This window comes from Oxynema aestuarii AP17 (genome assembly GCF_012295525.1).
GTDB lineage: Bacteria > Cyanobacteriota > Cyanobacteriia > Cyanobacteriales > Laspinemataceae > Oxynema > Oxynema aestuarii.
Map to the genome: position 1 here is coordinate 675,997 of NZ_CP051167.1, position 23,628 is coordinate 699,624.

The window sequence follows — 23,628 nt, forward strand, 5'->3', positions numbered from 1 at the left end:
CAACTCAGTGAAAACGAGCAAAATGAGTCCGAGATTAGCGGTCGCGATCGAAGGAATCGTAGACCGCTTTTGACATTTGACGGATCAACTCTTCCCCTTGGGGGTCGTTGTGGGGGCGCTTGACGAGGGTCGCAATCAGATAGCGTTTGCCGTCGGGACGGTCTACTAATCCCGCATCGGCGATCGAGGTGCCGATATCTCCGGTTTTATGGGCGATCGCCGCATCTTGACCCAAGCCTTGGGGCAGTAAGGAATCGTTGACGGTGGCGGTGAGGATGTCGAGGAGGCGATCGCGCGATCGCAGCGACACCAATCCCCCTTGTTCCACCATGCTCATCAACTGCACCAAATCCCGAGGGCTGGTGGTATTCGTTCCTTCTAAATCCGGCAGGGGATTGCTAATTTGGGTCGAACTCAGACCCCAACCGCGAAACTGCTCGTTTAAAATCTCCGCGCCGCCGAGCAAGTCGATCAGCATGTTGGTCGCCGTATTATCGCTGATCGTAATCATTTTAGTCGCCGTTTCCAGGGCGCTATATTCCGTTCCCGGCGCGGAATAGCGCATGTCTCCAGACCCCCCCGCCACTTGTTCGGCTTGCATGGTCAGCATTTGGTCGAGACGGACTTTACCTTCGTCTACGGCTTGGAAAAAGGCAATCAGAATTGGCAGTTTGATCGTGCTGGCGGCGGAAAAACTCGACGACCCGTTGAGATCCACATAACCCCCCGTGTCCAAATCGACGACAAAAATTCCGGGGGTCAGATCGGCGTGAGGGGCAGCCAATCCTTGCAATTCGGTTTTTAAGGCGCTTAACTCCCCGGTCAACTGCAAAATCGGCGGGGCGCTCAAACGCGAAATGGCGGCGCGATCCACGACTTCGGTCGATTCGCTGGCTTGGGAATTCGATCCTTGCGCCTCGGCGGAATAACGACTCGCCGGATCCCACACCGAGAGCAAGGTTCCCGCCAAGACCCCCAAACCGACGCCTAAAATGAGCAGGCGGGTGCCGTAAACGAAGGGGGAAGTCCCGCGCGATCGCGCTTTTTTCGGGGTTCTGCTCCGCGATCGCCGCTCCCGTACCGGGGAGGGTTTGGCGGTATCGTTTTTCGAGGGGCGCGTACGAGATCGGCGCGTGCGGCGATCGCCCCCTTTCTCCTCCGACGGATTGCGGCGACTCTGACCGACGGTTGACGACGAACTGCGCTGTCCTCGGGGGCGATCGAATGGGCGAACCGTTCCCGATAAATGGGAAACGTGCTGGCGCCAGCTCCCGTCTCCTCCCCGAGAACCCGAACCGTCGTAGCCCCCCGCCGCCGCGATCGCCGGGTTAGACAGTTCTTGCAATTGGTCGCGATATTCTTGGGTGCGCTGTCTCAAGCGTTGTTGTTCTTGAGCGAGTTGGCGACGTTGGCGAGGGCGATCGCTGCTGCGTCGGTCTCCCCCCAGATCCCCAGGCGGGTTCGCCGCACGCCGACGACGCGAACGCCGAGAACGGCTTTTGTCCTCGTCGATCGTGGATTGAGAAGGAACAACTGACAAAAATGACCGAGTTGGAAACCGTTGAGCCACACCTCACTCCTTTTTCAATGACGGTTTTTAGACCTTCGACGCTTGACCCGGCGGGGTGTCAAGCCATCGAACGGGCCGTTCGTAACTAGGCTGGAAATTCCCTCAAGTCCTCACCTCGTGACGGATGCGTTCCCAGGGCGTCCGGGCGAATCTGTAGGGAGCATTTCACTCGGGGTCTCGGGCGCCGCGATTCTCCTGGGGAGACGCTTCGCAAACGCGATTCCGGTGCGATGACGGTTCGTCCAGACTCGAAGACCCTTCGGGAGAGTCTTGCGACGTTTTTAGCGTACCACCAACCCGCCGATTCTGGGCGATCGCCCATTCGACCTGTCGCAAAATCCCCCGCAACATCGCCACTTCATTACGATCTAATCGAGCGCGGTTGTACAAACGCCGGAATTTTTCCATCCGCCGTTCGGCAGTATGCGGGTAAAGATAGCCGATATCGAGTAATAGGGCTTCTAAATGCCGATAATACTCTTCTAACTGGTCGATTGGCACCGGGACGGAATCGGGGGGGGCTTCAATTTGAGTGGTTGGCGCTGGCGATCGTTCGATCCCGCATTCGCTTTGATACAGTTCGTATGCACAAACTCCCACTGCTTGAGCCAAGTTCAGTGAGGAATAGGCGTCACTCGACGGAATTTGAACGAAGCGCTGGGCATATTTGAGTTCGGCATTGTTCAAGCCGCGATCTTCCGGTCCGAAAATGAGCGCGGAGGGTGTATCGAGTAACCAGGGTAAAGCCAATCGCGGATGTTCTAAGTTCGTCGGGAGCGATCGCGATCGCCCCGTCGTCGCGATCGCCTTGTGGCACCCGGCTAAGGCGTCGCGCAAACTCGGCACCTGGCGGGCGTTTTCTAAAATATCCACCGCATGAACCGACATTTTAACCGCCTCCGGATCGAGGCGATCGCACTGGGGATCGACCAATATTAATTGGGATAACCCCATATTTTTCATAATCCGGGCGATCGACCCCACATTTAACGGTCCGGCAGGTTGAACTAAAACGATCCGAATATTTTCTAATCCCATGGGTATGTTTTTGGGGGATGTCACGCTCTGCGATAATAGGCCACACCACAGATCGACGCCAGCAACAACCATGCCAAAATATTCACTCTCGCGTCAAAAAGGATGACATCGAGGAGGTGGAAGAGGATGCAGGCGGCAAAACCGACTAAATAACTGAAATAAATCCCGCGATCGTCACTCAGTTCGTCACCCGCCGATCGCTCCGGTTGCGATCGCGGCGGTTCCGGGGGCCAATCGCGCAGTAGCAGCCAGCCTCGGGCGTAACCCCAGCCGACTAAGGTGGACAGGGCGATCGTGGCGGGAAAGCCTGTTTCGGCGGCGAGCATTAAAAAGAGGTTGTGCGGGTGACCCATCCAAATCCCCATTTGGTCGCGATACAGTTCGGTAAAGTTCCGCAAACCCCAACCGAACAGGGGGCGATCGCCTGCCATGTTCCATGCAAACTGCCATTGGGTGATGCGTAAGGTTTCCACCGGGCGATCGGGATAGAGGCGATCGCTCAACCGCAGCCAGAAATAGGCCGGGACGATCGCCCGCAAGCCCCGACCGACGGGATCCGGAGCAAATGCGGAACCGAGAACCGCACTACTCGCCGCGACGACGATCGCCACCAAAGCGCGCCAGCCATGATACAGGGCAAACGCCAAACCTGCCAGCACGGCGATCGCCCACGCATTGCGCGAGTTGGTCAGCACCAGCGCCACCGCATTCCCCAACACCGCCAGGGTGAGAAAAATCCAGCGCTGCCAGACGATCCCGCCTTCTTCACTCGCATTGAGATCGATGGTGCGGACGATGCGCGGATCGCGCGGGTCGCGGACTTTTTCCGCCCGGGGCGATCGCCGTCGGAGAACCTGTACGGCGCGCCACTGCTCGAACCACAAGCCGAGTCCGAGAATTAACGTAATCAGAAAATAACTCGCTAACACGTTGGCATAGGCGAACACCGACGCCATACGACCGGGGGGCGTCCCCGTCGCTTCCAATCGCCAGTCTAAAATCGGCCAGAAGGTCACCGGACCGGACCAGCCCCAGAACAGTTGTCCCCAACCGATAATCACCACGGGAACGGACGTGACGATCGCGATCCAAGCGATCCGCCGCAGTTGGGCCGGCGTGCGCACGAGGGCGGAAAAAGCGGCAAAAAAGGCGAAAAAGGGCAGAAAGTTAAATAAGCCCAGGAAAGCGGCCTGTCGGTATTCGGCGAACAGAGTCCCCCCGACCAGCCACAGACCGAGGGCGGCAAAGCCCCGATTGAGCGATCGCCGATGAATTTCGCTCGCACAATGTTTCCAAGTTTCGACCATCGCCCCCACGAGGGCGATCGCGCCGACCAGGGGACTCATCGGCAACACTAACAAGCCGAATTGAGCCGCTTTCCACGCTCCCTGCAAGCGCGCTTCCGGGTGACGACACCGGGAAGAATCGAACGCCGACGGCACCCACGACCTCATCGTTCGCACCTCATCACGGCGATCGCCCTTTTGCAACCGTTCACGCCAGTTCCCAACATTCGCCCCGGGTCAGCCGAATTTGAGCTAAGGTGAAAATCGTCGGCAGGATCCGCCCGTAGTTCGTGGCGATCGTTCGCCAGCCGAGATCCGCCATAAACCACAGCCACAACGCCGGACCGATCGCCGCAAAAATCGTCCGAACCGCGCCATAACGGGCCGCCGTCAGGGTCATCCCCTGTTTTGCCGTTTGCAGGGTTACGTAGTTTTGGAACTGTACCGCCGCCGCCGTCCCCCCTCGGACTAAGGTTTGCTTCGCCATTTCGTAACGCGCGAAGTGAATGGCAAATTGACGGGCAATTTCTTTGAGAACCAAGGGTCGCAACACCGAGGTTACTGCTAAGGCGCTTCCTCCTTTAAACATCAAACGGATCGGATCGTTCTGCACGGATAAAGGTAGGGGTTTGGGAAATTTGGAGGTCGCCAGCGATCGCTGTACCCGCAAGGTCAAACTATTTTTTTCCGATTCCGGTAACTGTTTCCAAGTCCGTCCGAGTAAGTTCAGAAACACTTCCGCTTCCAGATCGGTGGTCGAGAGGCGATCGCTATAAGTAATTTTTAAATAGCGACAGACCCGAATGAGGGAATCTCTATAGGTGACTTGATGGGTCTTCCCCCGCATCACCGTCAAGCCATCGGCGGCTAAGTAGCGAAAACGCTGCTCGATCGCGTCCAACCAGAACTGGCGATCGCGACTTTGCACGTCGATCGGTTCTGGCGTATTCACGTAATCGACCGGGTTCAAACCCCGGCGAAACAAAACATCGGTGATTTGTTGTAATTCTTCCTCCGTCGCCAACTCTAGCGCCGCTCTCAGTTCGTCCACCGTCTCCTCCTCCCCAATCTTTTCTAGACCCTCTGCTCCAGCCGCAGAATTCCGATCTCATTCTACTACTTGGTTTGAGGAACTCAGGAGTGACAAGGGGGAAGCTAAGAGCCAAAAGTCGGGAATACGGAGTCGGCAGGGGTTGACTTCCTGGCTCAGTCCCGATGGCCTCCCTTCCCCCATCTAAAATCTAAAATCTAAACTTCAAAATCTCCCCAACTCAAACTCGTCAAATTTCACGACCTCGGATTCCGGTTCTCTCGTGTCGAAATAATAACTACTCACGACTCCTTTATCGGTTTCTAAAATAGAGAAAACCGTCAGATCGTTGCTGGCAATATAGGGCTGAACTCGACCCCGTTCGTCTAACAAAGGGGCGATCGTCGGGGCGATCGGTTGCAAACCATTGGGATCGCCGATCGCTGCATAGTTTTCCCGATAATTATCGGGGACTTCTCGGCGTTGTTCTCCCCAATAGGCGCCGTAACTATTGCCTACATTAGAAGATTCCAAAAAATGGATTCCTCCGGAACTTTGAAAGCGATTCCATAAATGAGAATGTCCGAAAAAGACTAACTGAACTCCGGCTGTTTCTAGCAAAGGCATCAGATCGCGAATAATATAATCGTTTTCTCTCGGATATTCGTAGCGCACGCTAATTCGTCCGATCGCGTCGGTATCGAACCGCCGAACGGGGTCGGTATAGGGAGGAACGACATTACCGCCGAGAGAATGGGGGGGATGGTGAAACATGACGATTTTGTATTTCGCCTGTTTGAACGCATCACTGTCGAGTTCGGTTTGAAGCCATCGATATTGTGGACTTCCTTTGCGGATCGGTTCAAAAATATGTTGGCCGTGTCCCCAGTTTTCCGGTTTGTCTAAATCTTGTTCTCGTTCCCGATAGCGTCCTTTGGTATTGGCGGAAAGTCTCGGCGATCGCCACATATTGGTAATGTAGAGAACGACGAGACGAATATCTCCAAAGGTCACTGCATAATAATTTTCTCCGTTGGCCGTTTCGGGAAAATTGAAGATTTCTCGGTATGTTTCTGTGTTGAAACTATTGTCAACGATCCAGCGATCGCGGAAGGCGAGATCGCCTTTCGGGTTGAGCTGTTCGGCTTGTTCTCGGTAAAATTCGGCGGCAATCTCCCGAGGAAAGGAATTGTCAAATTGTTCTTTTAAGCTTTTAGTTTCTGAAAATCGACCCATTACTTCGTGATTTCCGGCGGCAGTAAATAAGGGGGCATATTGAATAATTTTTCCACCTTTGTAGAGGGTTTTTATATTATTTTTTTCAAGCTGATAATGGCCGCGACCTTGTAAATTCGGGAAGAAAGCACTGCCGCGATTGTCGTCAAACCATTCCGAGGCGCGATCGGGAATATTTACTAAATCTCCTGCGAGAAAGACCGCATCGACTCGACCGACCGTTTCCACGACTTTTTGCAAATTAGCTGCGGTCATCGGCATCAGTTGGTGGTCGGACGTGAGCAAAATTTTGGTCGGCGTTCCCGGTGTGGGTGCGGCGGTGAGGCTGAAAATGTCGCTACTGACAGATCGACCGTCTTCGCGGGTGCTGCTGACGCGATAGGGAATCCGTTTTCCGGGTTCGAGATCGAGCAGTTTGGCTTCGTGTCGCCAGATCTGGCGGGGAGTCGGTTGCAGGTAGATTTGACCGTCTTGCGTTTGCTTCCCGACGCGAGAACGAGCGTCCTCGCGGGTGCGGCTGAGTTTGGTGGTGGTGGCGCCGACGGTGTGGCTGAGATCTTCGCCGTAGCTGACACTGTGAGTGGAACCGGGAAATTCGGTAAACCAGACGACGCGAATGGCGTTGTCTTCGGGAAGTTGTACGAAGGGGTCGCTTAAGAGTTGGGGGGGGAAAGCCATAGGAATTGCAAGTGCTAGAACGGCGATCGAAAATAAACTGAGCCAGAATAAAAGCACGAAGACCCTCAGCCGACGGAGAGAATGGGAGGGAATTTGAAAGCTTTCGGGAGTGGGAATCAGCATGAGGTTTAAAATTGCAAATTCAGGCTCAAGCGAGAGCAGAGAAGATTTAAAATGGCCGTAAAGACGGGATCGAGAAGGTCAAGGAGGGTTGACGGGCGTCTTTACGGAGGGGAGCGAATGAACTTTCATAGTTTACAGAGAATGTTTTTTTCGCTTTGATAGAAAAACATTTAGGGAAGATTGAAAACGGGCGATCGCCTGGAGGAAGCCAAGACGCATCGGGGAGTTTCCTGACTTGGCAAATCCAGTCAGGGAAAGGTAAGGAAAGTGTGAAGGAGTCACCTGCGATGAGCGATCCGTTTGTACTGGCGATCGGTTTGTTAAGCCAACTGCAACCCTCGGATGCGACACCGGATTGGATGCCACAGGCGGCCAATCCGCCGGGATTGTGGTTCGCAGCTCCCCAAGCGGATGAAGATTTGGCGATCGCCGAAATCGCGCCGACGGTCGAAATTCAGCCGCCTGAATTTAGTCAAACTTATCGTTTGGGTGCCTCTACCAATTTAGAGACGAATCATTTAGAGACGCATTATTTCGAGACGAATTATTTCGCGGCTAATGGTTTAGAAACGAATGATTTAAAGGCCAATCATTTAGAAACACATAATTTAGAAACGAATCGTTTCGAGTATGCCTTGTGGAAACCGTCGGCGGAACCCGTATCGCCGCAACGGGTTTCCCAAGGGAGGGATCCGGTCGAGGCGATCGCCTACGCTCGTTTGGCCGCTCCCCGTCCGGTGTCCGGTTCGCAATTGTACTTACAGCGTTGGGCCGCACTGCAAGCGGGACAGACCTATACTCGCTTACCGGGAGATAGTTTTCATTCGGCGTGGATGCAAGCCTCGCGACAGCCGACTTATGAAGATTGGAAAGAGTTACTCGCCTGTGAGGCGCAGGCAATCGCCTCCGGACAGGGATCGAATCACTTATCGATTTTATTGGGAGATTCTATCAGTCTGTGGTTCCCTCAAGAAGGATTGCCCTCGGGTAAGTTGTGGTTGAATCAAGGGATTTCCGGGGATACGTCCGGAGGGATTTTAGAGCGATTGTGGGCCTTTGCGGACACGAGACCGGACACGATTTACTTGCTCGCCGGGATCAACGATTTGCGCCGAGGATTGTCCGATAACGAGATTTTGTGGAATCAGCGCGCGATCGTGCGCCGTTTGAAAGCGACTCATCCCCAAGCGGAGATCGTGATTCAGTCAATTTTACCGACGCGCTTAACAGAAATTCCTAACGATCGTATTCGCAAAATTAATCAAAAATTGGCGGCGATCGCCGGGGAAGAAGGGGTGCGCTACATGAACCTCAACGCTTTATTTACCGACCGTTTCGGCAATTTGCGATCGGAGTTGACCACCGACGGACTCCATCTCAATCAAAATGGCTATCAGGTCTGGCAACAAGCGTTACACCGGGCCGAGTCGTGGATTGCCCTCCATCGCGATCTCTGAGGGACGACGAGGGGCGATCGCCGCCTCTTGAAATCCTCGGGCAGACTCGTTACCCTAGCTTTAATTTCACGACGAGAAAAACAACGAAAAAAATACCGCCCGAAAAAGACTCTCGGCACTCAAGCCCCCAAAGTCTTTGGTAAAATACACAAAAATTTGGTCGCTAGGGTTGAGTTCGACGATTTCACAGATCGAGTGACTCGGCTTTGGACACCAAAATAGCAAGATAGACGGTATCTAAAAATACCTCTAAAACTCTCTCCTACGAACCAGCAATCTCCTGGTCGAGTAGGACTTTAGGATGCGATCGCCCGGGATGTCTCCAGCTCGCCTCCAGCGAGCAACAGCAGCCTTCTCCCGCGATCGGCCACTCCCTAAACCCAACTTTTCTAGGGCTTGGATACATCCTCCCAGCACTCTTCCTGACTGTCTCAATTACAGGCCAAAGGAGCGGAGTAAAAAAATTTAAGAGGACTTATGGCAACTAAATTTCCAAAATTTAGCCAGGACCTCGCAGCCGATCCGACAACTCGTCGGCTTTGGTACGGAATCGCCACGGCCCACGACTTTGAAAGCCACGATGGCATGACCGAAGAAAATCTATACCAAAAGATTTTCGCGAGTCACTTCGGCCACCTGGCAATCATCTTCCTGTGGACCAGTGGCAACCTCTTCCACGTCGCCTGGCAAGGAAACTTCGAGCAGTGGGTCAAAGACCCGCTCAACGTGCGACCGATCGCCCACGCGATCTGGGATCCGCAATTCGGGCAGCCCGCCGTAGACGCCTTCACCCAAGCGGGAGCAAGCAACCCAGTAGACATCGCCTACTCCGGCGTCTACCACTGGTGGTACACGATCGGCATGAGAAGCAACGGCGACCTGTACCAAGGCGCCATCTTCCTGATGGTCCTCGCCGCCGTCATGCTGTTCGCCGGGTGGTTGCACCTACAGCCGAAATACCGCCCCTCCCTGTCGTGGTTCAAAAACGCCGAATCGCGGCTGAACCACCACCTGGCGGGACTCTTCGGCGTCTCCTCCCTCGCCTGGGCCGGACACCTGATCCACGTCGCCATCCCCGAAGCGCGCGGGCAACACGTCGGGTGGGATAACTTCCTCTCCGTCAAACCGCACCCCGCCGGATTGGCCCCCTTCTTCACCGGGAACTGGGGCGTGTACGCCCAAAACCCGGACACCGCCGAACACCTCTTCGGCACCAGCCAAGGCGCCGGAAGTGCGATCCTGACCTTCCTCGGCGGCTTCCATCCCCAAACCGAAGCCCTGTGGCTGACCGACATCGCCCACCACCATCTGGCGATCGCCGTCTTGTTCATCATCGCCGGACACATGTACCGGACGAACTTCGGCATCGGTCACAGCATGAAAGAAATCATGGACGCCCACAATCCCCCAGAAGGCACCCCCTTCGGCGGACTGCTCGGCGCCGGACACAAAGGGATGTACGACACGTACAACAACTCGTTGCACTTCCAACTCGGATGGCACCTCGCCTGTCTCGGGGTGATCACCTCCCTGGTGGCGCAACACATGTACTCCCTGCCCAGCTACGCCTTCATCGCCAAAGACTTCACCACCCAAGCCGCCCTGTACACCCATCACCAGTACATCGCCGGATTCTTGATGGTAGGAGCCTTTGCCCACGGGGCAATCTTCCTCGTGCGCGACTACGACCCGGAAGCCAACAAGAACAACGTCTTGTACCGGGTTTTAGAACACAAAGAAGCGATTATCTCGCACCTGAGCTGGGTATCCCTGTTCCTCGGGTTCCACACCCTCGGCTTGTACGTCCACAACGACGTCGTCGTGGCCTTCGGCACCCCGGAAAAACAAATCCTGATCGAACCCGTATTTGCCCAATGGATTCAAGCAGTCCACGGGAAAGCCCTCTACGGCTTCGATACCCTGCTGTCGAACCCCGACAGCATCGCGAGTACCGCCTGGCCGAACTACGGCAACGTCTGGTTACCGGGCTGGTTGGAAGCGATCAACTCCAACAGCAACTCGCTGTTCCTGACCATCGGACCGGGAGACTTCCTGGTACACCACGCGATCGCCTTGGGTCTGCACACCACGACCCTGATCTTGGTCAAAGGCGCCCTCGACGCCCGAGGTTCCAAGCTGATGCCGGACAAAAAAGACTTCGGCTACAGCTTCCCTTGCGACGGCCCCGGACGGGGAGGCACCTGCGACATCAGCGCCTGGGATGCGTTCTATCTGGCGATGTTCTGGATGCTCAACACCCTGGGCTGGTTGACCTTCTACTGGCACTGGAAACACCTGTGCATCTGGCAAGGCAACGTGGCGCAATTCAACCAGTCTTCGACCTATTTGATGGGCTGGTTCCGCGATTACCTGTGGCTGAATTCGTCGCAGTTGATCAACGGTTACAACCCGTTTGGAGTCAATAACCTGTCGGTATGGGCGTGGATGTTCCTGTTCGGACACTTAGTCTGGGCGACGGGCTTCATGTTCCTGATTAGCTGGCGCGGTTACTGGCAAGAACTGATCGAAACTTTGGTCTGGGCGCACGAACGGACGCCGTTGGCGAACTTGGTGCGCTGGAAAGACAAACCCGTGGCGATGAGCATCGTTCAAGGGCGCTTGGTGGGTCTGGCTCACTTCACCGTGGGTTACGTCCTTACTTACGCGGCGTTCTTGATTGCTTCGACCTCCGGGAAGTTCGGTTAACCCTTTCGGGTTTTAACTGAATCCTTGAAAACCCCCTGCCCGTTTGGGTGGGGGGTTTTTTTGATTTTAGAGTTCACCTGATACCGATTTTCAAAAATAATGAGAGTTTAGAAAAATGGTATCGGGAGAATCGCCAAACTACCCGGCACCGACGGGATTAGGTGGAAGCAACATAGAAAGCGATATCCTCGAATTGATACCCCAACTCCAACAAGTGTTCCTGCTCCAGATCGGATGTAGTATAAACGCGATCCATCGCCGAAGGAGAGAAAAATCGATAGACTGGCTGCGAACCGAGTGAAGAGGGTTCAGCGTAGGCTGTAAAAGCAACTCCGCGATCGACATATCCGAACTCCATCGCGCGATCTCGTTCCAATTCGGACGTCGTTAGTAAAAAATCTTCCTCGCCTGGGCTATCCAACCGATAAACGTTCTGGGCAGAAGCATCTTGCGGATTCACGGTAAAGGGAACGGATTCAAGGGTCCAACCCCGATCCACGAAGGTCTTGACTTCAGGGAAAGAAGCGGTAAAAACATGGCTCCCGGTGGCAGGATCGAACAACCGAACGGCAACGGGAAGTCCCGACTCAGTTGCCGAAGAATTTCCAGTGGGGCGCTGATTGTTGGCGATAAAATCTGCAACTCCAATCGTTCCATCTTCAAACTGAAGCAATTCAGCGTGATGAATTTCTTTCAAATATCCCAATCCCGCAATGGCAAGATAGGTAGAATCATCGGCAGAATCAATCCAGATATAATCCGTACTGCGACCGGGCAAAATTACTGTGTCAACATCCGCATCCCCCCAGATCGTGTCATTTCCCAATCCCGGAATTAAAACATCGTTCCCACCTGCGCCATGGATCGTATCGTTCCAAATTCCTCCCGCATCTCCAGCTAAAACGTTATTTCCTTGACCGCCCCAAATCGGCATATTTTCGGTTTGTGCCGAGAGCGATCCAGTATCCGACCATTTAATTTGGTGGTAGCTGTTGTCGGCACTGTCGCGGATAACAATATAATGAAATGTTCCATCCGCTCCTTCGGCTGGATTCAGGATTAAATCTTCAGAGAGTTGCCGCACTTGTTTCGTCCATCCATCCGGTAGGATAGCTGCATCAAACGCCCGGGCAACTTGGCTCTGTTCTAATTCCCCCGAAGCGTGCATGATATATTCATTCCCCCATCGATCGGTGACAAAATAGCGATCGAGGGGGACAGCATCAGGACTGCCCGGAGCGACCCCATTTTCATTGGCCCAAAATTTCATATTTTGTCCTTTGAAGTTGGCGGTAACTGTGACGACACCGGGCAGGGGTGTCGGCACAAAACTGCCTGCATGAAAGGAACTTTGGGCGGCTATTCCTTCATAATCCGCCTGATTGTAAGGCCACATGGTGTTGATGGCTTCGGACATGAAGGCCCAACTATATCCATCTGGGGTGGTGATATATGCGGTGCTTCCCAACGGTTCTCCCGGTGAAGCTAGGAATTGCGACTCGTTAAACTGTAGATTACGAGTTGTATTCTTAATATAGGGAGGTGAAGTTTCATAATCCGGCCACAGTTCTGAGGGGATTTCATTGTCACCGGGAATGTCAGGATCGTCGGCACTTTTGTAGGTTAACACGGGCTGGGTTGCATCCTGGAATACACTTTGAATGTTAACGATTTCAAAGGCTTCTTCCAGTAAATTCCAAGGTTGTATCGATTCCATGTTTTTTATTTGTCAATAAAGATTAGCCGTTACATTGAGGAGGAAAGTTTTTCACGGTTAATGCTCTAGTCAATAAAACCCTGTGGCTCAATTATTATGGCACATTCCTGAGAAGGTGGCAATATAGTTACATGACTTGCCTAATAAAGGATAGAGCCTCTATTTTTTGATGATAATTTAGCGATTTATGAGGCTTCTAAGCTATCAGTTCCAACATCCAATCGGGTCAAAGCTCTAGGTGTTGACTCCAAGCAGAACTGGATCGTCTAAAATCCAAAAAAGACTATGGTGTAGAAAATAATGAGGCTTTGTATCCGAAACTACCAGATCGAATTTTAAGTGCTTGGATTGAAGTTATTTAGCGCAAACAGTGGCGAACTAATCAATAAATTCATCGATCGCATCAGCGCTAATAATCGTTAAAAATATGCTTTCTCCCAAACTGGGAAAAGGGAGAGCGGTTCAAGTGAGGTGAATCTACATTAGATCGTCCACTTTTGCAGTCTAGAAAAATAATTTGAATCTCCCAATACCTTCGATCGATTTGATGGACTGGCTCCAGGCTGTGGAGAATTGTTAGTCAATACCCAGTCTATTTTGAGTGTTTTATGGATGGGAACACTTCCAATATATGCGTCAGTTTAACCCAGTTATCGATTCTTTTGATTGATGGTCAGCCGATCGTACAAGAACTATCACGAGTAACAATTCTAAGGTCACTGCTTGAGTGTGGCTCAGATGAATTCGGCTTAATTTTTAGTACAATGTTTTCAGTGATTTTTGTTGCTGAGCGGCCTTGATAGCCACACTCTTTTTTAGGACTTTCCTGTTATCTAAAATAGTTGCCCTGTCTGCCTTGCGCCGATCTTGTCACTTTCCGAACTCATTAGGGTTTAAAAAACTCCCCGTTTGCGACGCCAGACTCAAAGGGCTGGGCAAAGGGGGAGTTTTTTTATGCTTGTGGTGGGGACGATCGCCCTGGATGGCGATCGCCGATCCGAGTCAAAACAACTCGATTACTGTTCGCTTTCAATGTGGATGAACAACAAGCCCATGATCACTGGGGGCATCAGCCAGCAAACAACGGGAATCAAAATCCAGGGCAGGTAAGAGGCTGCGTATGCACCGTCCATATCAAATGTCTCCTATTTCCAATAATGAGGTTGGCAAGAGGACAATCCTCTTTAAACTTGTTAAGCCAAACGGATCTGAAAGTGCGAGTGCTATCAAGATCCAAGAATGCGGACTGGCTGGCAATTGACGATCGCCGCCAGTTTTTTGTTAAGGCCGATCGGGTCGATTAGTTGACCAATCCTCGGAAAATAGCATCGACGCCCTCGAAGTTTTCGAGCAGGAAGTAGGCGACGAATGCACCACCCATCCCACCGACAAAGAATCCGGCAGCGAGTTCGCTCCAGCCTTCGGAGGTTTTCAGGGGATCGCTTTCACCGGAGCTATCTCCTTGGAAGGAGACAATTCCATAGGCAGACATGCAGGCAGTGGCAATCAGCACTAAGGCGAGTGCGGAGACCAATCCACCGAGGTTGGCGGCGGGTTGGTAGTCGCGTAGAGGGCCGAACTTAATCCACGGTCCGATCAGGAAGTAACCGTGAGCCATGCCAATTTCTAAGCCGCGCAGTAAGGGGGAGAGCCCTTTGCGGTAGGCGGGCAAGTTGCCGATGAAGGCTCTGGTAAAGGCAGAATCGCTAATGGGAGTGGAGAGGTGTCCTACAAAGGGATCGCCGTTGTAGGGTTTGACCATCTCCAGATCTTTAGAATCGGCCATAATTATCGATCCTCTCTTGCTAAAAAATCTGTAGAAGAACTTAAGCTCATATTCTAAGCAAGGAGGGGCGATCTAGTCTCAAAATTGTCGATCCGCTTTAGAAAACTTCATCAAATTGGCGAGTGCGTCCCCCGTGATTTTGTTACGGGTCGGGATCGAGAATTATCCTTGAAAAATAAGCAATTGACGACGAGCGCCACCCCTGGGTGCTGGTCGTGGGGGGGCGATCGTCGAGCGCTTTTGAATTAAGTTATGTGAATTTCTAAGCGGCTGGTTTTCATAACCCGGGGGTGCCAGGGGGTGAAATGACACTGGGGCGCGAGCTTATTCGGGAAAATCCGGGATGACCCACTGAGGCGGCTGCATCCGTTTTTTTCTGACGGCTTCTTCGGCGATTTCGAGCATCTTATCTAAGGAAGTTTCTTCGATCAACTTGGACGCAGCTTCGGCATATTTCCGATTGGGACATCGATCGCCTAATACGCAACCGTTGACACAAGCTACGGCACAGTCGATTTGATTTTCCACGGGTTTTCCTCGCACTAGCTACTTGAGACCCAAGGCGGGGCGATCGGGTTGCGTCTCCCCATGGAGCATCGCGGCGATCGCCCCGACTTAGGGAAAGATTTTAACACTTCTGTTGGGGGGCGCTTCGGTACTGAGCAACCGAAAATAGTCCTCAATTAGCGATCTTGAATGAATTTCGATGCGATCGCCGAGGAATACCCATCGGGGGCATCGCGTCGAGACCGGAAGAAAAGAATACAAAGTTTACGGAAGGGCGATCGCGCGATCGCCTGTCTATATTCGAGTGCAGATCCCCGTTGCCAACGTATATTCTCGTCCCTGGAGACCCTCGACTCGACCTTCTAAAATAGGATTACACTAAATGGGAAAGGCTCGACCCGAGCCGTTCGCCAGGGAAATACTGGATTTTCTCTCCCTCTTTCCGGATGTAGCCATCTTTGTGACGTTAACCCTAAAAACTTAAAATTTGACGAAGATTTATTTATGTTCGATACAGCGATCGCCCTGGGAAAACATCAGAGATTAAAATTCACGATTTTAGCTGCAATGGTCGGTAGCGTCGTGGGTTGTAGCTATTTGGCTGAATCCGGATTCAATCATACGGAGATTGGCGATCTTAAAAGTAATTGGCAGAACTATTCCACTGTATACGTTCGAGGAACGGTAGGCGATCGCGCGCCCTTTTTAGAAACGGGCGCCTATCAACTGCAAGACGGGACCGGAAGTATTTGGGTCGTCGGCAAACAACCGCTACCGGAACGGGCCGAGGAAGTTCTGATTAAAGGTCAAGTGAAGTATCAAAGTATACCGATCGCCGGACGAGATTTCGGGGAAGTCTATATCGAACAGCAAAAATTGCTCCAACGCACTCCGGCGCCAGCGTCCAACTAACGGCTCGATCGCGATGAACTCACCTCAAAACCCTGCGTCCGCTTTCCCGACCGACCCAAGGCGCCGGGAAGTGGCGATCGCCATTTTACAAGCGGGCGATCGCTATTTGCTGCAATTGCGCGACAATATCCCCGGCATCGTTTATCCCGGATATTGGGGGCTGTTTGGCGGACATCTTGAAGCCGGAGAAAGCCCGGATGAGGCGATCGCCCGGGAATTAGTCGAAGAAATCGGCTACAGCCCCCCGAAATTAGTTAAATTCGGCGCCTTTGAAGCCCCGACGGTGGTGCGTCACGTGTACCACGGGGAACTCGACGTCCCCCTCGACCGACTCCAACTCCTGGAAGGATGGGATATGGGGTTGTGGAGTGCGCCGCAGATCCGACAGGGCGATCGCTATTCGGAAAAAGCCGGAGAAATTCGACCGTTGGGAAGGCCCCATCAGCAAATCTTACTGGCATTTATCGATCGCCATCCCTGAGATCGATCGCCGCAACTTCGCCATTGTGCGTTCCCCTGTCATCCGCTTGACGAAGGATCGAAGGGGTAAACAACAACCGATCCCGAAAGGAAAGCGGTGAAGGGAGCCGACCGTTTTTAGTAGAAAAATAAACAGGGGACAGTCCGTGGGAATCGGGGGCGATCGCCGCTTTCGGAGGGAGTGGAAGCCGCTATTAACTGAAAATCTGAAAAGCAGTCAATCTAAATTCCAGAAACATCCGAGGATTCATGGTCTATCAAAAATAAAAATAAAATCATTTTTTTTGCCCACAAAAAAGCTGGACGGGAGGAAATTTAATCGATCGATCGACAAAGAAAACTCAACCAGAGCGATCGCCCGGATTTGAAGATTTGGAAGGGTTAGATCGAAGCAAAAGCGGGCTAAACATCAAGAATGGGTCGAAGCCAACAAGTATAATAAGAAAGACAAAAAGCCTAGCCGAGGCGATCGGTCAATGGGCTGGGGTTGGCTACCTCGTTCGCGGGGAGTGACGGTCGGGGAATCGCTTTTGCCTCGATCGATTTACGGGAACAATGGTAATCGGGGTTGACCGTTAGGGACAACAGAAATCTCGCAGATCTGTGAAGGTTTTAGTCCGGTCGGGCATCGCGTCTGATATTCGAGGATTCCGACGAGGAAACGGTAATCGTGAAGGCAAAATTAAGCGAAGCGTGCGGCGATCGCGCACTCAAGAGTTGGCGCCAACAATTCACCTTACGTTTTCAACAACTGGTGTGGGCTTCGATGTTGTCGTGGACGGCGATCGCCCTCTCGGGAGCCTCCATCGGCGAGATCGTCCCCGCATCGGAAGGGGGGGTCGCCGACCGGGCCGATTTGCTCTCGGCGGAAGTCGAAACCGAACTTAACGAACTCCTCGCTCAACTACAGCGCTACAACGGCAGCAAAATTGCCGTGGTGACCGTCGCCGATCTCTCCCCTTACCCGGACGCCCAAACCTTTGCCGACGGATTGGCAGAGCATTGGGGAATGGATCGACCCGAGGGGGACGCCCAAGTGTTGTTGGTCGTCTCCCGGAATCTGGAACAAATCGCGATCGAGACGACGCCCAGTTTACAAAGGATGGGGGTCGAGATCGACAACGAGCGGATTTTAGCTGGGGCGATGGCTCCTTTTTTGGAAACCAACGATTGGGAAGGGGCGATCGTCGCGGGAACCCGCAGCATTGCCGATCGCCTCTACGCCCTCGACGAGGAGTTCAAACCGCCCTATATCACCTGGAAACCGTGGATCGTGGCGATGGTGTTTACCTCGATCCTCCACGGGATCGGCTGGTTACTCTATCGCGCCCATCTCGATCGCCGCAAGGTGTTCGTCCCGCCGACGGGCTACGTCCGCCTCAAAACCGTTGGCGACCTCGCCGAACCCCTGACGACGGGAATCGGTCACGGCGGCCCGATCGCCGCGATCGCCACCACTCCCGACGGACGGCGCGCCCTCTCCGCCTCCAGCGATGGCACGGTGCGGGTTTGGGATGTGGGTACGGGGGTCGAAATTTATACCCTGAGCGGCCACTCAGAGGCCGTCAGCGCGATCGCGGTTACCTCGGATGGCAAATTTGCCATTTCCGGCGCGGAAGACGGTACGATCGAGGTCTGGGACTTGGAAACGGGCAAATTGCACCACAGCCTCGACGGTCATGGCGATCGCGTTGTCGCCCTCAAAGCAGTTTCCCGAGATCGGGCCATTTCTGCGTCCTGGGATAAAACTCTCAAGGTCTGGGATTTAGAAACGGGGGTCGAATTACGCCGTCTCGACGGGCACGGCGGCGCGATCGCCGATTTTGCCCTTTTACCCCGCCGACGGCTGATTTGCGCGTCTTACGATCGCAAGTTACATCTGTGGGATTGGGACAGTGGCGTTCATTTGTACGCCCTCGAAGGACATCGCGATTTTATCAATCGGGTTGCGGTCACTCCCGATGGATGGCGCGCCATTTCTACGTCCGACGATAAAACTGTCAAAGTTTGGGACTTGCAAAAAGGAGAATTGTTGTTCGATCTCGTCGGTCACGGGCAGTTTGTGACCGATGTGGCGGTGGTCGGCGATCGGGTCGTGGTCTCCGCCTCCGACGATACGACCTTGAAAGTCTGGGATTTGTACAACGGGCGATCGTTGCATACCCTCTACGGCCATCAAGGTAAAATTTCGGCCATCCTCAGTTTACCCGGAAAGCGCTTTATTTCTGCTTCCTGGGACGGCACGCTTAAAATTTGGAACTGGGAAACGGGACAAGTATTGCGAACCCTGACCGACGGCGAGGATCGGGTCAACGCGATCGCCCTATTGCCCTGGGGACGAGTAATTTCCGGATCCGGCGATCGGAGTTTAAAAGTGTGGGACCTCGACAGTACGACCCTCGAAGACGGTTACGGTTGTCCCGATCCGATTCTGCACTGCCTTCGCTGTAAAAGTGCTCTCAAACCCCTCAGCGAAAAACAACTGCAACGACGGTTGACGCCTTCGCAACAGTTAGCGTCCCGTCTCGGTAGTACCCTTTTTGAAGGCTGGATTTGTCCCAAATGTCGATCGCCATTCCCTGAGGAATCGGTTTACCTTCACGCCGAAATTGTGCCGTCGGGAGGCTTCGATTACTGTCCTCACTGTCAGGAATTGACCGCCACAATTGAAGTAGAAACGGTCAGAGAACCGACTTGGAACGCGATCGGCATCGAACGGATTATCCGATCCTGCCACGGCTGCCAGGATCGGGACACCTTTGAGGTGACCGTTCCCCCTCTCTCTTTGCCCGAGGAGGCGGTGTCTCTCCCCCCTCACGGGCGATCGCGCGCCTCTAACAGTGAGTTAAATCGCCCGGTTCACTGCCAATGTTGCCACTATCCCATGGATCCGGTCGATCCGCAGGTACTCTCTGTTTTACTCACGAACCAAGAACGCAGCGCCCAAAACCTCGGTAGTATGGAATTTATCGGCTGGGAATGTCCCACGCCCCACGGTCCGCCGGGAACGGCGAATCTTCACATTCGTGGCTACGTTACCGACGCGCAACGCTTCCGATCTTGCCCGAAATGCGGTGGGTTTACCGTCGTGACCGATATCAAACTCCTCGACCGTCCCACCCCCACCCACAACGGACGACAGCGATCGAGCTATACCTGCAATTATTGCGCCTATCATTGGGAAATTGAAGGGGCGATCGTGGTCTCTACACCACCCACGTTGAGCGATTCCCTCCCTTACGGGCCGATCGCCGCCCCGAGGGACTATAACAAGAATAGGATCGAAACCCCTTCAATACGGGGCGATCGCCCTTCTCTTGAATCGAAATGGAAAAATTGCCATTTTTTCGGCAATTGACCCGTTCTCCGGCCTAAAAACCGCCGCTTTTGAAGGCGATCGCTTTGGGGGGCGATCGGCATTCGTGCATTTTTTCCCAATTTTACGGGAACCGATCCGACAGTTTCTCGTTCGATAGGGAATAATCCTTTATCCTAACAAAGGAGGGCGATCGTGAAGCTTCATTTAACCGATTCTGTCGGTCGAATCGTCTCTAAAATCATGGTTTTCACCGCCGTGATTTTACTGTTGTGTTTTTGGTCTGTTCCCAGTTACGCCCTCAATCTTCAAGACCTTCCCAATCCCCGACAACTTAACGGGACTTGGGTCAGCGATACGGCTGAAATGCTTTCCCCAACTGCCGAATCGCAATTGAATCAAATGATTGACGACCTAGAACGGCAAAATGGCAGCGAAATCGCTGTGGTGACCGTTTTAACCACGAAACCTTATCCGACTCCCAAACAATTTACCACCGCATTATTTAACCAATGGGGAATTGGTAAACGCGGACAAGATAATGGCATCCTCTTTTTAGTCTCTAAAAACGATCGCCGGGTTGAAATTGAAACGGGTTACGGACTCGAAGACATTCTTCCCGATGCTAAAGTCGGTCGCATTGTTGAAACTCAAATTATCCCGCGTTTTAAGCAAGAAGATTTTGAAGGTGGTATTCTCGCCGGAACTCAAGCCTTAATTTCCGTCTTGATTGGGGAAGAGTTTGCGCGATCGCCGCGATCGGTTCCCGGCGTAGTTTCGATCTTTCTCTTACTCTCAATTGCCATCACCTTATGGGGATATTGGCCACTTCTCCAGCGTACAAAACGCCCTTTATTAGTCTCTCCTGAAGGTCTCACCGTTCATTCTTGGCCGAGGTTTCGATTTTCCTACGAATCTCCCGCTAAATTGCTGCATCAAAAACTCGAAGGATATTTTAAAGCAACTCCATTAGAAAAAGGTTTAACAGCTACCGGGTTGGCCTTGTTAAATCTAGTTGGAATTGATTTATTTTTGTCTAGCTTTTTATATTCTCCGATCTTTCAATCGATCAATGCTTTAGTCGTTAGTTCCTTGATTCTCGGAGCAATTTTTACTTTTGCAGTGATTTATTTTCTGCATTTCCAACTCTCCCGAGACTTTGCTACTCTGTTCGTCAATTTTTTAATCGGCGTGGCGATTATATCGATCGCTATTTTAGTCCTGGGATTGAACACCTTAGATATTTTCTCTCCCCTTTCTCTAGATGTCTTATTGGGAACGCCTCCTTTCCTAGGCGCGGCGATCGCCTTTGGCTTGGTTTACTATACCTTTAAAGAAGTGGAGGAAGGCGATCGAACTAGCTATTATATTGAACGTTCCGTTGGTTGTGAAAAATGCGGCACCGAACTAAAAGAGTTAGCAGAAACTGAGTTACTTCAATCCCTAACTTCAATTCAGAGACTCTCGAAAAGCCTTGGAAATGCAGAATATCGCGCTTGGTATTGTCCGCAATGCCGACCCCATCTAAGCGGACGAGGTTTTCATCTTATTTCCAATGTTATTAACGCTCAAAATACTTGTCCGAACTGCAAAGAATTAACTCTCTCAAGTAAATATAAGTTACTCAAACAGGCCACCCTATCTAAAGAAGGTCTTTCTGAGAAAACGATCGCATGTCATAACTGCAATTACCATCAAAAGATCCAAGAAGTTGTTCCTCGAAAATCCACTTCAATTGGAAAAATGATTTCTTCTTCGAGTCATTGGGGTAGTAGTTATGGCGGCAGTTCTGGTAGCAGTTCTAGTGGCGGTTCTAGCAGTTGGGGGGGTGGCAGTTCTGGCGGTAGTGATTTCGGCGGTGGCAGTAGCGGTGGCGGCGGTGCGGGAGGGGATTGGTAATTTTATTCCCTTAGCGACTAAACAATTGCCTCTGAATTGGCTAATCTGAAGATATCGATCCTATCTGAGTTGTAAAATTCATGGATAACGCGGATTCTCAGTAAATTTTACGGTCTCAATCCATCAATGGCATCTCTCATTCCTGTGGAAGCAGCAAATTACCCCACGGACATCGGATTGAAAGCTATTGAGAATCGGGTTGAAATTCGCTTTTCTTCCGCTTTTAACTGCTTTAGAATACTGATTCTTCATTCTTCCTCTTACTGCGCCCCGAGTCTGAAATCGGAAAATCAGATTGTTGCCATGAGAAACAAGCATGGGAATAGCGATGTCTAGTTCGGAAACTCCCCCTAATCTTCCTCAATTTAAGCTCAAAAATGACGGTCAAATTCCTGAGGATATGGCCGATGAAGTTTTAGCATTAGCGTCCCGACTCTATACGGAACAACTCAACAGTTATTCCCTTTCTCAACTGATGGAGGCCGGGTCGGAAGCGCAAATTCCTCCCGAGTTTGTGGCACAAGCGATGCAAGAACTGCAAGAGCGCAAAATCCGCGAAAAATTAGCCCAACAGGAACGAGAAAATGTCGTCAAGCAATCCCTGGCGATCGCGGCGGGAACGCTGTTGGCGGGTTCGGTTTGGGTCGGCTGGACGTACAATACGATCGCCGCTTCGGAAAATCAGGTGGCGGCTCAATGGGCCCAAGTCGAAAACCAGTTACAGCGACGAGCGGATTTAATTCCCAATTTGGTTGAAATTACTCAAGCCTATGCCCAACAAGAACGAGAGTTAATCGCCTTGTTATTAGAGTCGCGTCAAGCCTATGTCAACGCGGTTACTCCGGAGGAAAAACAAGTGGCGACGGAACGAGTCGATCGCGCGATCGCCCAGTTCCGGGTCTACGTCAGGGCCCATCCCCAGTTACAATCTTCTCAGTTATTCTCAAATTTACAATATGAATTGGCCGGAACCGAAAACCGCATCGCGACGGAACGCCGCCGTTACAATTTGGCGGTACAGCAATACAACCAGCGTTTGTCTACGTTTCCGAATAACTGGTTAAATCAATGGCTGGGATTTGAGAAAAAATCCTTTTTTGAGGCGGACAATTCTGCCGTTCCCGACGTTCGCTTCGATGCTGAAGAGTCTCCCTAATCTGTCAATTTGATGCCGAAGGTCTCGGAAACTCGCAGCGCGTTCGCGGCTGAAGGAAAAAGAGTGTGGTCTGTAGCGGTTCGATGCACTCGTTCCTTGAAATACGCGGTTATTTTAGTGGAAAAGCCTGTTTTTTTGCCAACTATCTCCCCGGTGCAGACCTGTTCGATAACGATTTAACTCGATGGCGGTTTGATAGTGGTCTTTCGATTCTTAGAACTTGCAGATGTTTTAGGCGTGATATTGGCTGTTGACGGGAAGATGACGATTTGTCAGTAATAGGAGGATGGCGATCGCCAACTGAATCGGCCAGGGCGCTAAAATTAATTCCAGCAATACGCTGATGGCGAGAATCGTCAAAGCAAGAATTCGCGGTATTTCTTCGCAAGTGTGGCTGTAACAGTAGGTGGCGATCGTGGCGGCGATCGCGGCACCGATAAATAGATAAAACATGGTTTGAACCTCGTTTGCAAATAGAAAACTAACACAGTAGAGATAACTTGCAGCTTCCTACCTTATAGCCTAACTCTGCCGTCGTTCGATAGCTGCGATCGCGCCCCTCGATCGCCCATCCCTAGGTCACCGCATCGTGCGATCGCGATCGCAATCGAGTGCCTTCTCTTCCCCCCTCGCCGCACTCGTTCGCAATCCGTTCGTCAAGGGCATTAAATTCGCTGCCTTCACGCCTCGATTTGCCCCTGTGCACTCTGGCAGGATCTCCCCTCGGGCTG

The 23,628-nt window shown here is 52.3% G+C and carries 17 protein-coding genes; 7 read left to right on the forward strand and 10 right to left on the reverse strand.

Features of this window, described 5'->3' with window-relative positions; genetic code table 11:
- Positions 1-34: 34 nt before the first annotated feature.
- The 5 genes from HCG48_RS02795 to HCG48_RS02815 form a co-directional block, all read right to left on the reverse strand.
- Positions 35-1,540, reverse strand: a complete 1,506-nt coding sequence (locus tag HCG48_RS02795; RefSeq protein ID WP_210437155.1) for a serine hydrolase — start codon at positions 1,538-1,540, stop codon at positions 35-37.
- A gap of 195 nt (positions 1,541-1,735) precedes the next feature.
- Positions 1,736-2,608: an RNA methyltransferase gene (locus HCG48_RS02800; RefSeq protein ID WP_168567799.1), complete on the reverse strand. Its 873-nt coding sequence runs from the start codon at positions 2,606-2,608 to the stop codon at positions 1,736-1,738.
- Positions 2,609-2,628: 20 nt separating this feature from the next.
- Positions 2,629-4,062: an O-antigen ligase family protein gene (locus HCG48_RS02805; protein ID WP_168567800.1), complete on the reverse strand. Its 1,434-nt coding sequence runs from the start codon at positions 4,060-4,062 to the stop codon at positions 2,629-2,631.
- 40 nt (positions 4,063-4,102) lie between these two features.
- Complete coding sequence (locus HCG48_RS02810; RefSeq protein ID WP_168567801.1) at positions 4,103-4,945, reverse strand: YaaW family protein; 843 nt, start codon at positions 4,943-4,945, stop codon at positions 4,103-4,105.
- A gap of 204 nt (positions 4,946-5,149) precedes the next feature.
- On the reverse strand, positions 5,150-6,961 hold the full coding sequence (locus tag HCG48_RS02815) for a purple acid phosphatase family protein (protein ID WP_168567802.1): 1,812 nt from the start codon (positions 6,959-6,961) through the stop codon (positions 5,150-5,152).
- A gap of 287 nt (positions 6,962-7,248) precedes the next feature.
- On the opposite strand from HCG48_RS02815, the gene HCG48_RS02820 reads away from it, so the two are divergent.
- The gene (locus HCG48_RS02820) at positions 7,249-8,418 is read left to right on the forward strand and encodes a GDSL-type esterase/lipase family protein (RefSeq protein ID WP_246259863.1); all 1,170 of its coding nucleotides are present in this window, start codon (positions 7,249-7,251) and stop codon (positions 8,416-8,418) included.
- Positions 8,419-8,895: 477 nt separating this feature from the next.
- Positions 8,896-11,124: a photosystem I core protein PsaB gene (gene psaB / locus HCG48_RS02825; RefSeq protein ID WP_168567803.1), complete on the forward strand. Its 2,229-nt coding sequence runs from the start codon at positions 8,896-8,898 to the stop codon at positions 11,122-11,124.
- A gap of 157 nt (positions 11,125-11,281) precedes the next feature.
- Here the strand turns inward: psaB and HCG48_RS02830 are convergent, their stop codons facing one another.
- The 4 genes from HCG48_RS02830 to HCG48_RS02845 form a co-directional block, all read right to left on the reverse strand.
- Positions 11,282-12,841, reverse strand: coding sequence for a calcium-binding protein (locus tag HCG48_RS02830; RefSeq protein WP_168567804.1), 1,560 nt, complete (start codon positions 12,839-12,841; stop codon positions 11,282-11,284).
- A 1,016-nt stretch (positions 12,842-13,857) separates the two neighbouring features.
- Positions 13,858-13,974 carry a photosystem I reaction center subunit VIII gene (locus HCG48_RS02835; protein WP_168567805.1) on the reverse strand — a complete coding sequence of 39 codons (117 nt, stop codon included), beginning with the start codon at positions 13,972-13,974 and terminating at the stop codon, positions 13,858-13,860.
- A 167-nt stretch (positions 13,975-14,141) separates the two neighbouring features.
- On the reverse strand, positions 14,142-14,627 hold the full coding sequence (locus HCG48_RS02840) for a photosystem I reaction center protein subunit XI (RefSeq protein ID WP_168567806.1): 486 nt from the start codon (positions 14,625-14,627) through the stop codon (positions 14,142-14,144).
- A gap of 324 nt (positions 14,628-14,951) precedes the next feature.
- On the reverse strand, positions 14,952-15,155 hold the full coding sequence (locus HCG48_RS02845; RefSeq protein ID WP_168567807.1) for a hypothetical protein: 204 nt from the start codon (positions 15,153-15,155) through the stop codon (positions 14,952-14,954).
- Positions 15,156-15,638: 483 nt separating this feature from the next.
- On the opposite strand from HCG48_RS02845, the gene HCG48_RS02850 reads away from it, so the two are divergent.
- From HCG48_RS02850 to HCG48_RS02870, 5 genes are all read left to right on the forward strand, one after another.
- Positions 15,639-16,046, forward strand: a complete 408-nt coding sequence (locus HCG48_RS02850) for a hypothetical protein (RefSeq protein WP_168567808.1) — start codon at positions 15,639-15,641, stop codon at positions 16,044-16,046.
- Between the two features lie 13 nt (positions 16,047-16,059).
- On the forward strand, positions 16,060-16,527 hold the full coding sequence (locus HCG48_RS02855) for an NUDIX hydrolase (protein ID WP_168567809.1): 468 nt from the start codon (positions 16,060-16,062) through the stop codon (positions 16,525-16,527).
- 669 nt (positions 16,528-17,196) lie between these two features.
- The gene (locus HCG48_RS02860) at positions 17,197-19,884 is read left to right on the forward strand and encodes a TPM domain-containing protein (protein WP_168567810.1); all 2,688 of its coding nucleotides are present in this window, start codon (positions 17,197-17,199) and stop codon (positions 19,882-19,884) included.
- Positions 19,885-20,037: 153 nt separating this feature from the next.
- Positions 20,038-21,741 (forward strand): TPM domain-containing protein, encoded by a 1,704-nt coding sequence (locus tag HCG48_RS25365; protein WP_210437156.1) that lies wholly within the window; start codon positions 20,038-20,040, stop codon positions 21,739-21,741.
- A 328-nt stretch (positions 21,742-22,069) separates the two neighbouring features.
- Positions 22,070-22,897, forward strand: coding sequence for a LemA family protein (locus HCG48_RS02870; protein ID WP_168571711.1), 828 nt, complete (start codon positions 22,070-22,072; stop codon positions 22,895-22,897).
- Between the two features lie 231 nt (positions 22,898-23,128).
- On the opposite strand, the gene HCG48_RS02875 is transcribed toward HCG48_RS02870, so the two are convergent.
- Complete coding sequence (locus HCG48_RS02875) at positions 23,129-23,350, reverse strand: hypothetical protein (protein WP_168567811.1); 222 nt, start codon at positions 23,348-23,350, stop codon at positions 23,129-23,131.
- Positions 23,351-23,628 lie beyond the last annotated feature (278 nt).

Bases quoted from the DNA above. Each gene is read 5' to 3' on its own strand.
- HCG48_RS02800 (WP_168567799.1), bottom strand. From the start codon at position 2,608: ATGGGATTAGAAAATATTCGGATCGTTTTAGTTCAACCTGCCGGACCG.
- HCG48_RS02805 (WP_168567800.1), bottom strand. From the start codon at position 4,062: ATGAGGTCGTGGGTGCCGTCGGCGTTCGATTCTTCCCGGTGTCGTCAC.
- HCG48_RS02815 (WP_168567802.1), bottom strand. From the start codon at position 6,961: ATGCTGATTCCCACTCCCGAAAGCTTTCAAATTCCCTCCCATTCTCTC.
- HCG48_RS02820 (WP_246259863.1), top strand. From the start codon at position 7,249: ATGAGCGATCCGTTTGTACTGGCGATCGGTTTGTTAAGCCAACTGCAA.
- psaB (WP_168567803.1), top strand. From the start codon at position 8,896: ATGGCAACTAAATTTCCAAAATTTAGCCAGGACCTCGCAGCCGATCCG.
- HCG48_RS02830 (WP_168567804.1), bottom strand. From the start codon at position 12,841: ATGGAATCGATACAACCTTGGAATTTACTGGAAGAAGCCTTTGAAATC.
- HCG48_RS02835 (WP_168567805.1), bottom strand. From the start codon at position 13,974: ATGGACGGTGCATACGCAGCCTCTTACCTGCCCTGGATTTTGATTCCC.
- HCG48_RS02840 (WP_168567806.1), bottom strand. From the start codon at position 14,627: ATGGCCGATTCTAAAGATCTGGAGATGGTCAAACCCTACAACGGCGAT.
- HCG48_RS02850 (WP_168567808.1), top strand. From the start codon at position 15,639: ATGTTCGATACAGCGATCGCCCTGGGAAAACATCAGAGATTAAAATTC.
- HCG48_RS02855 (WP_168567809.1), top strand. From the start codon at position 16,060: ATGAACTCACCTCAAAACCCTGCGTCCGCTTTCCCGACCGACCCAAGG.
- HCG48_RS02870 (WP_168571711.1), top strand. From the start codon at position 22,070: ATGTCTAGTTCGGAAACTCCCCCTAATCTTCCTCAATTTAAGCTCAAA.
- HCG48_RS02875 (WP_168567811.1), bottom strand. From the start codon at position 23,350: ATGTTTTATCTATTTATCGGTGCCGCGATCGCCGCCACGATCGCCACC.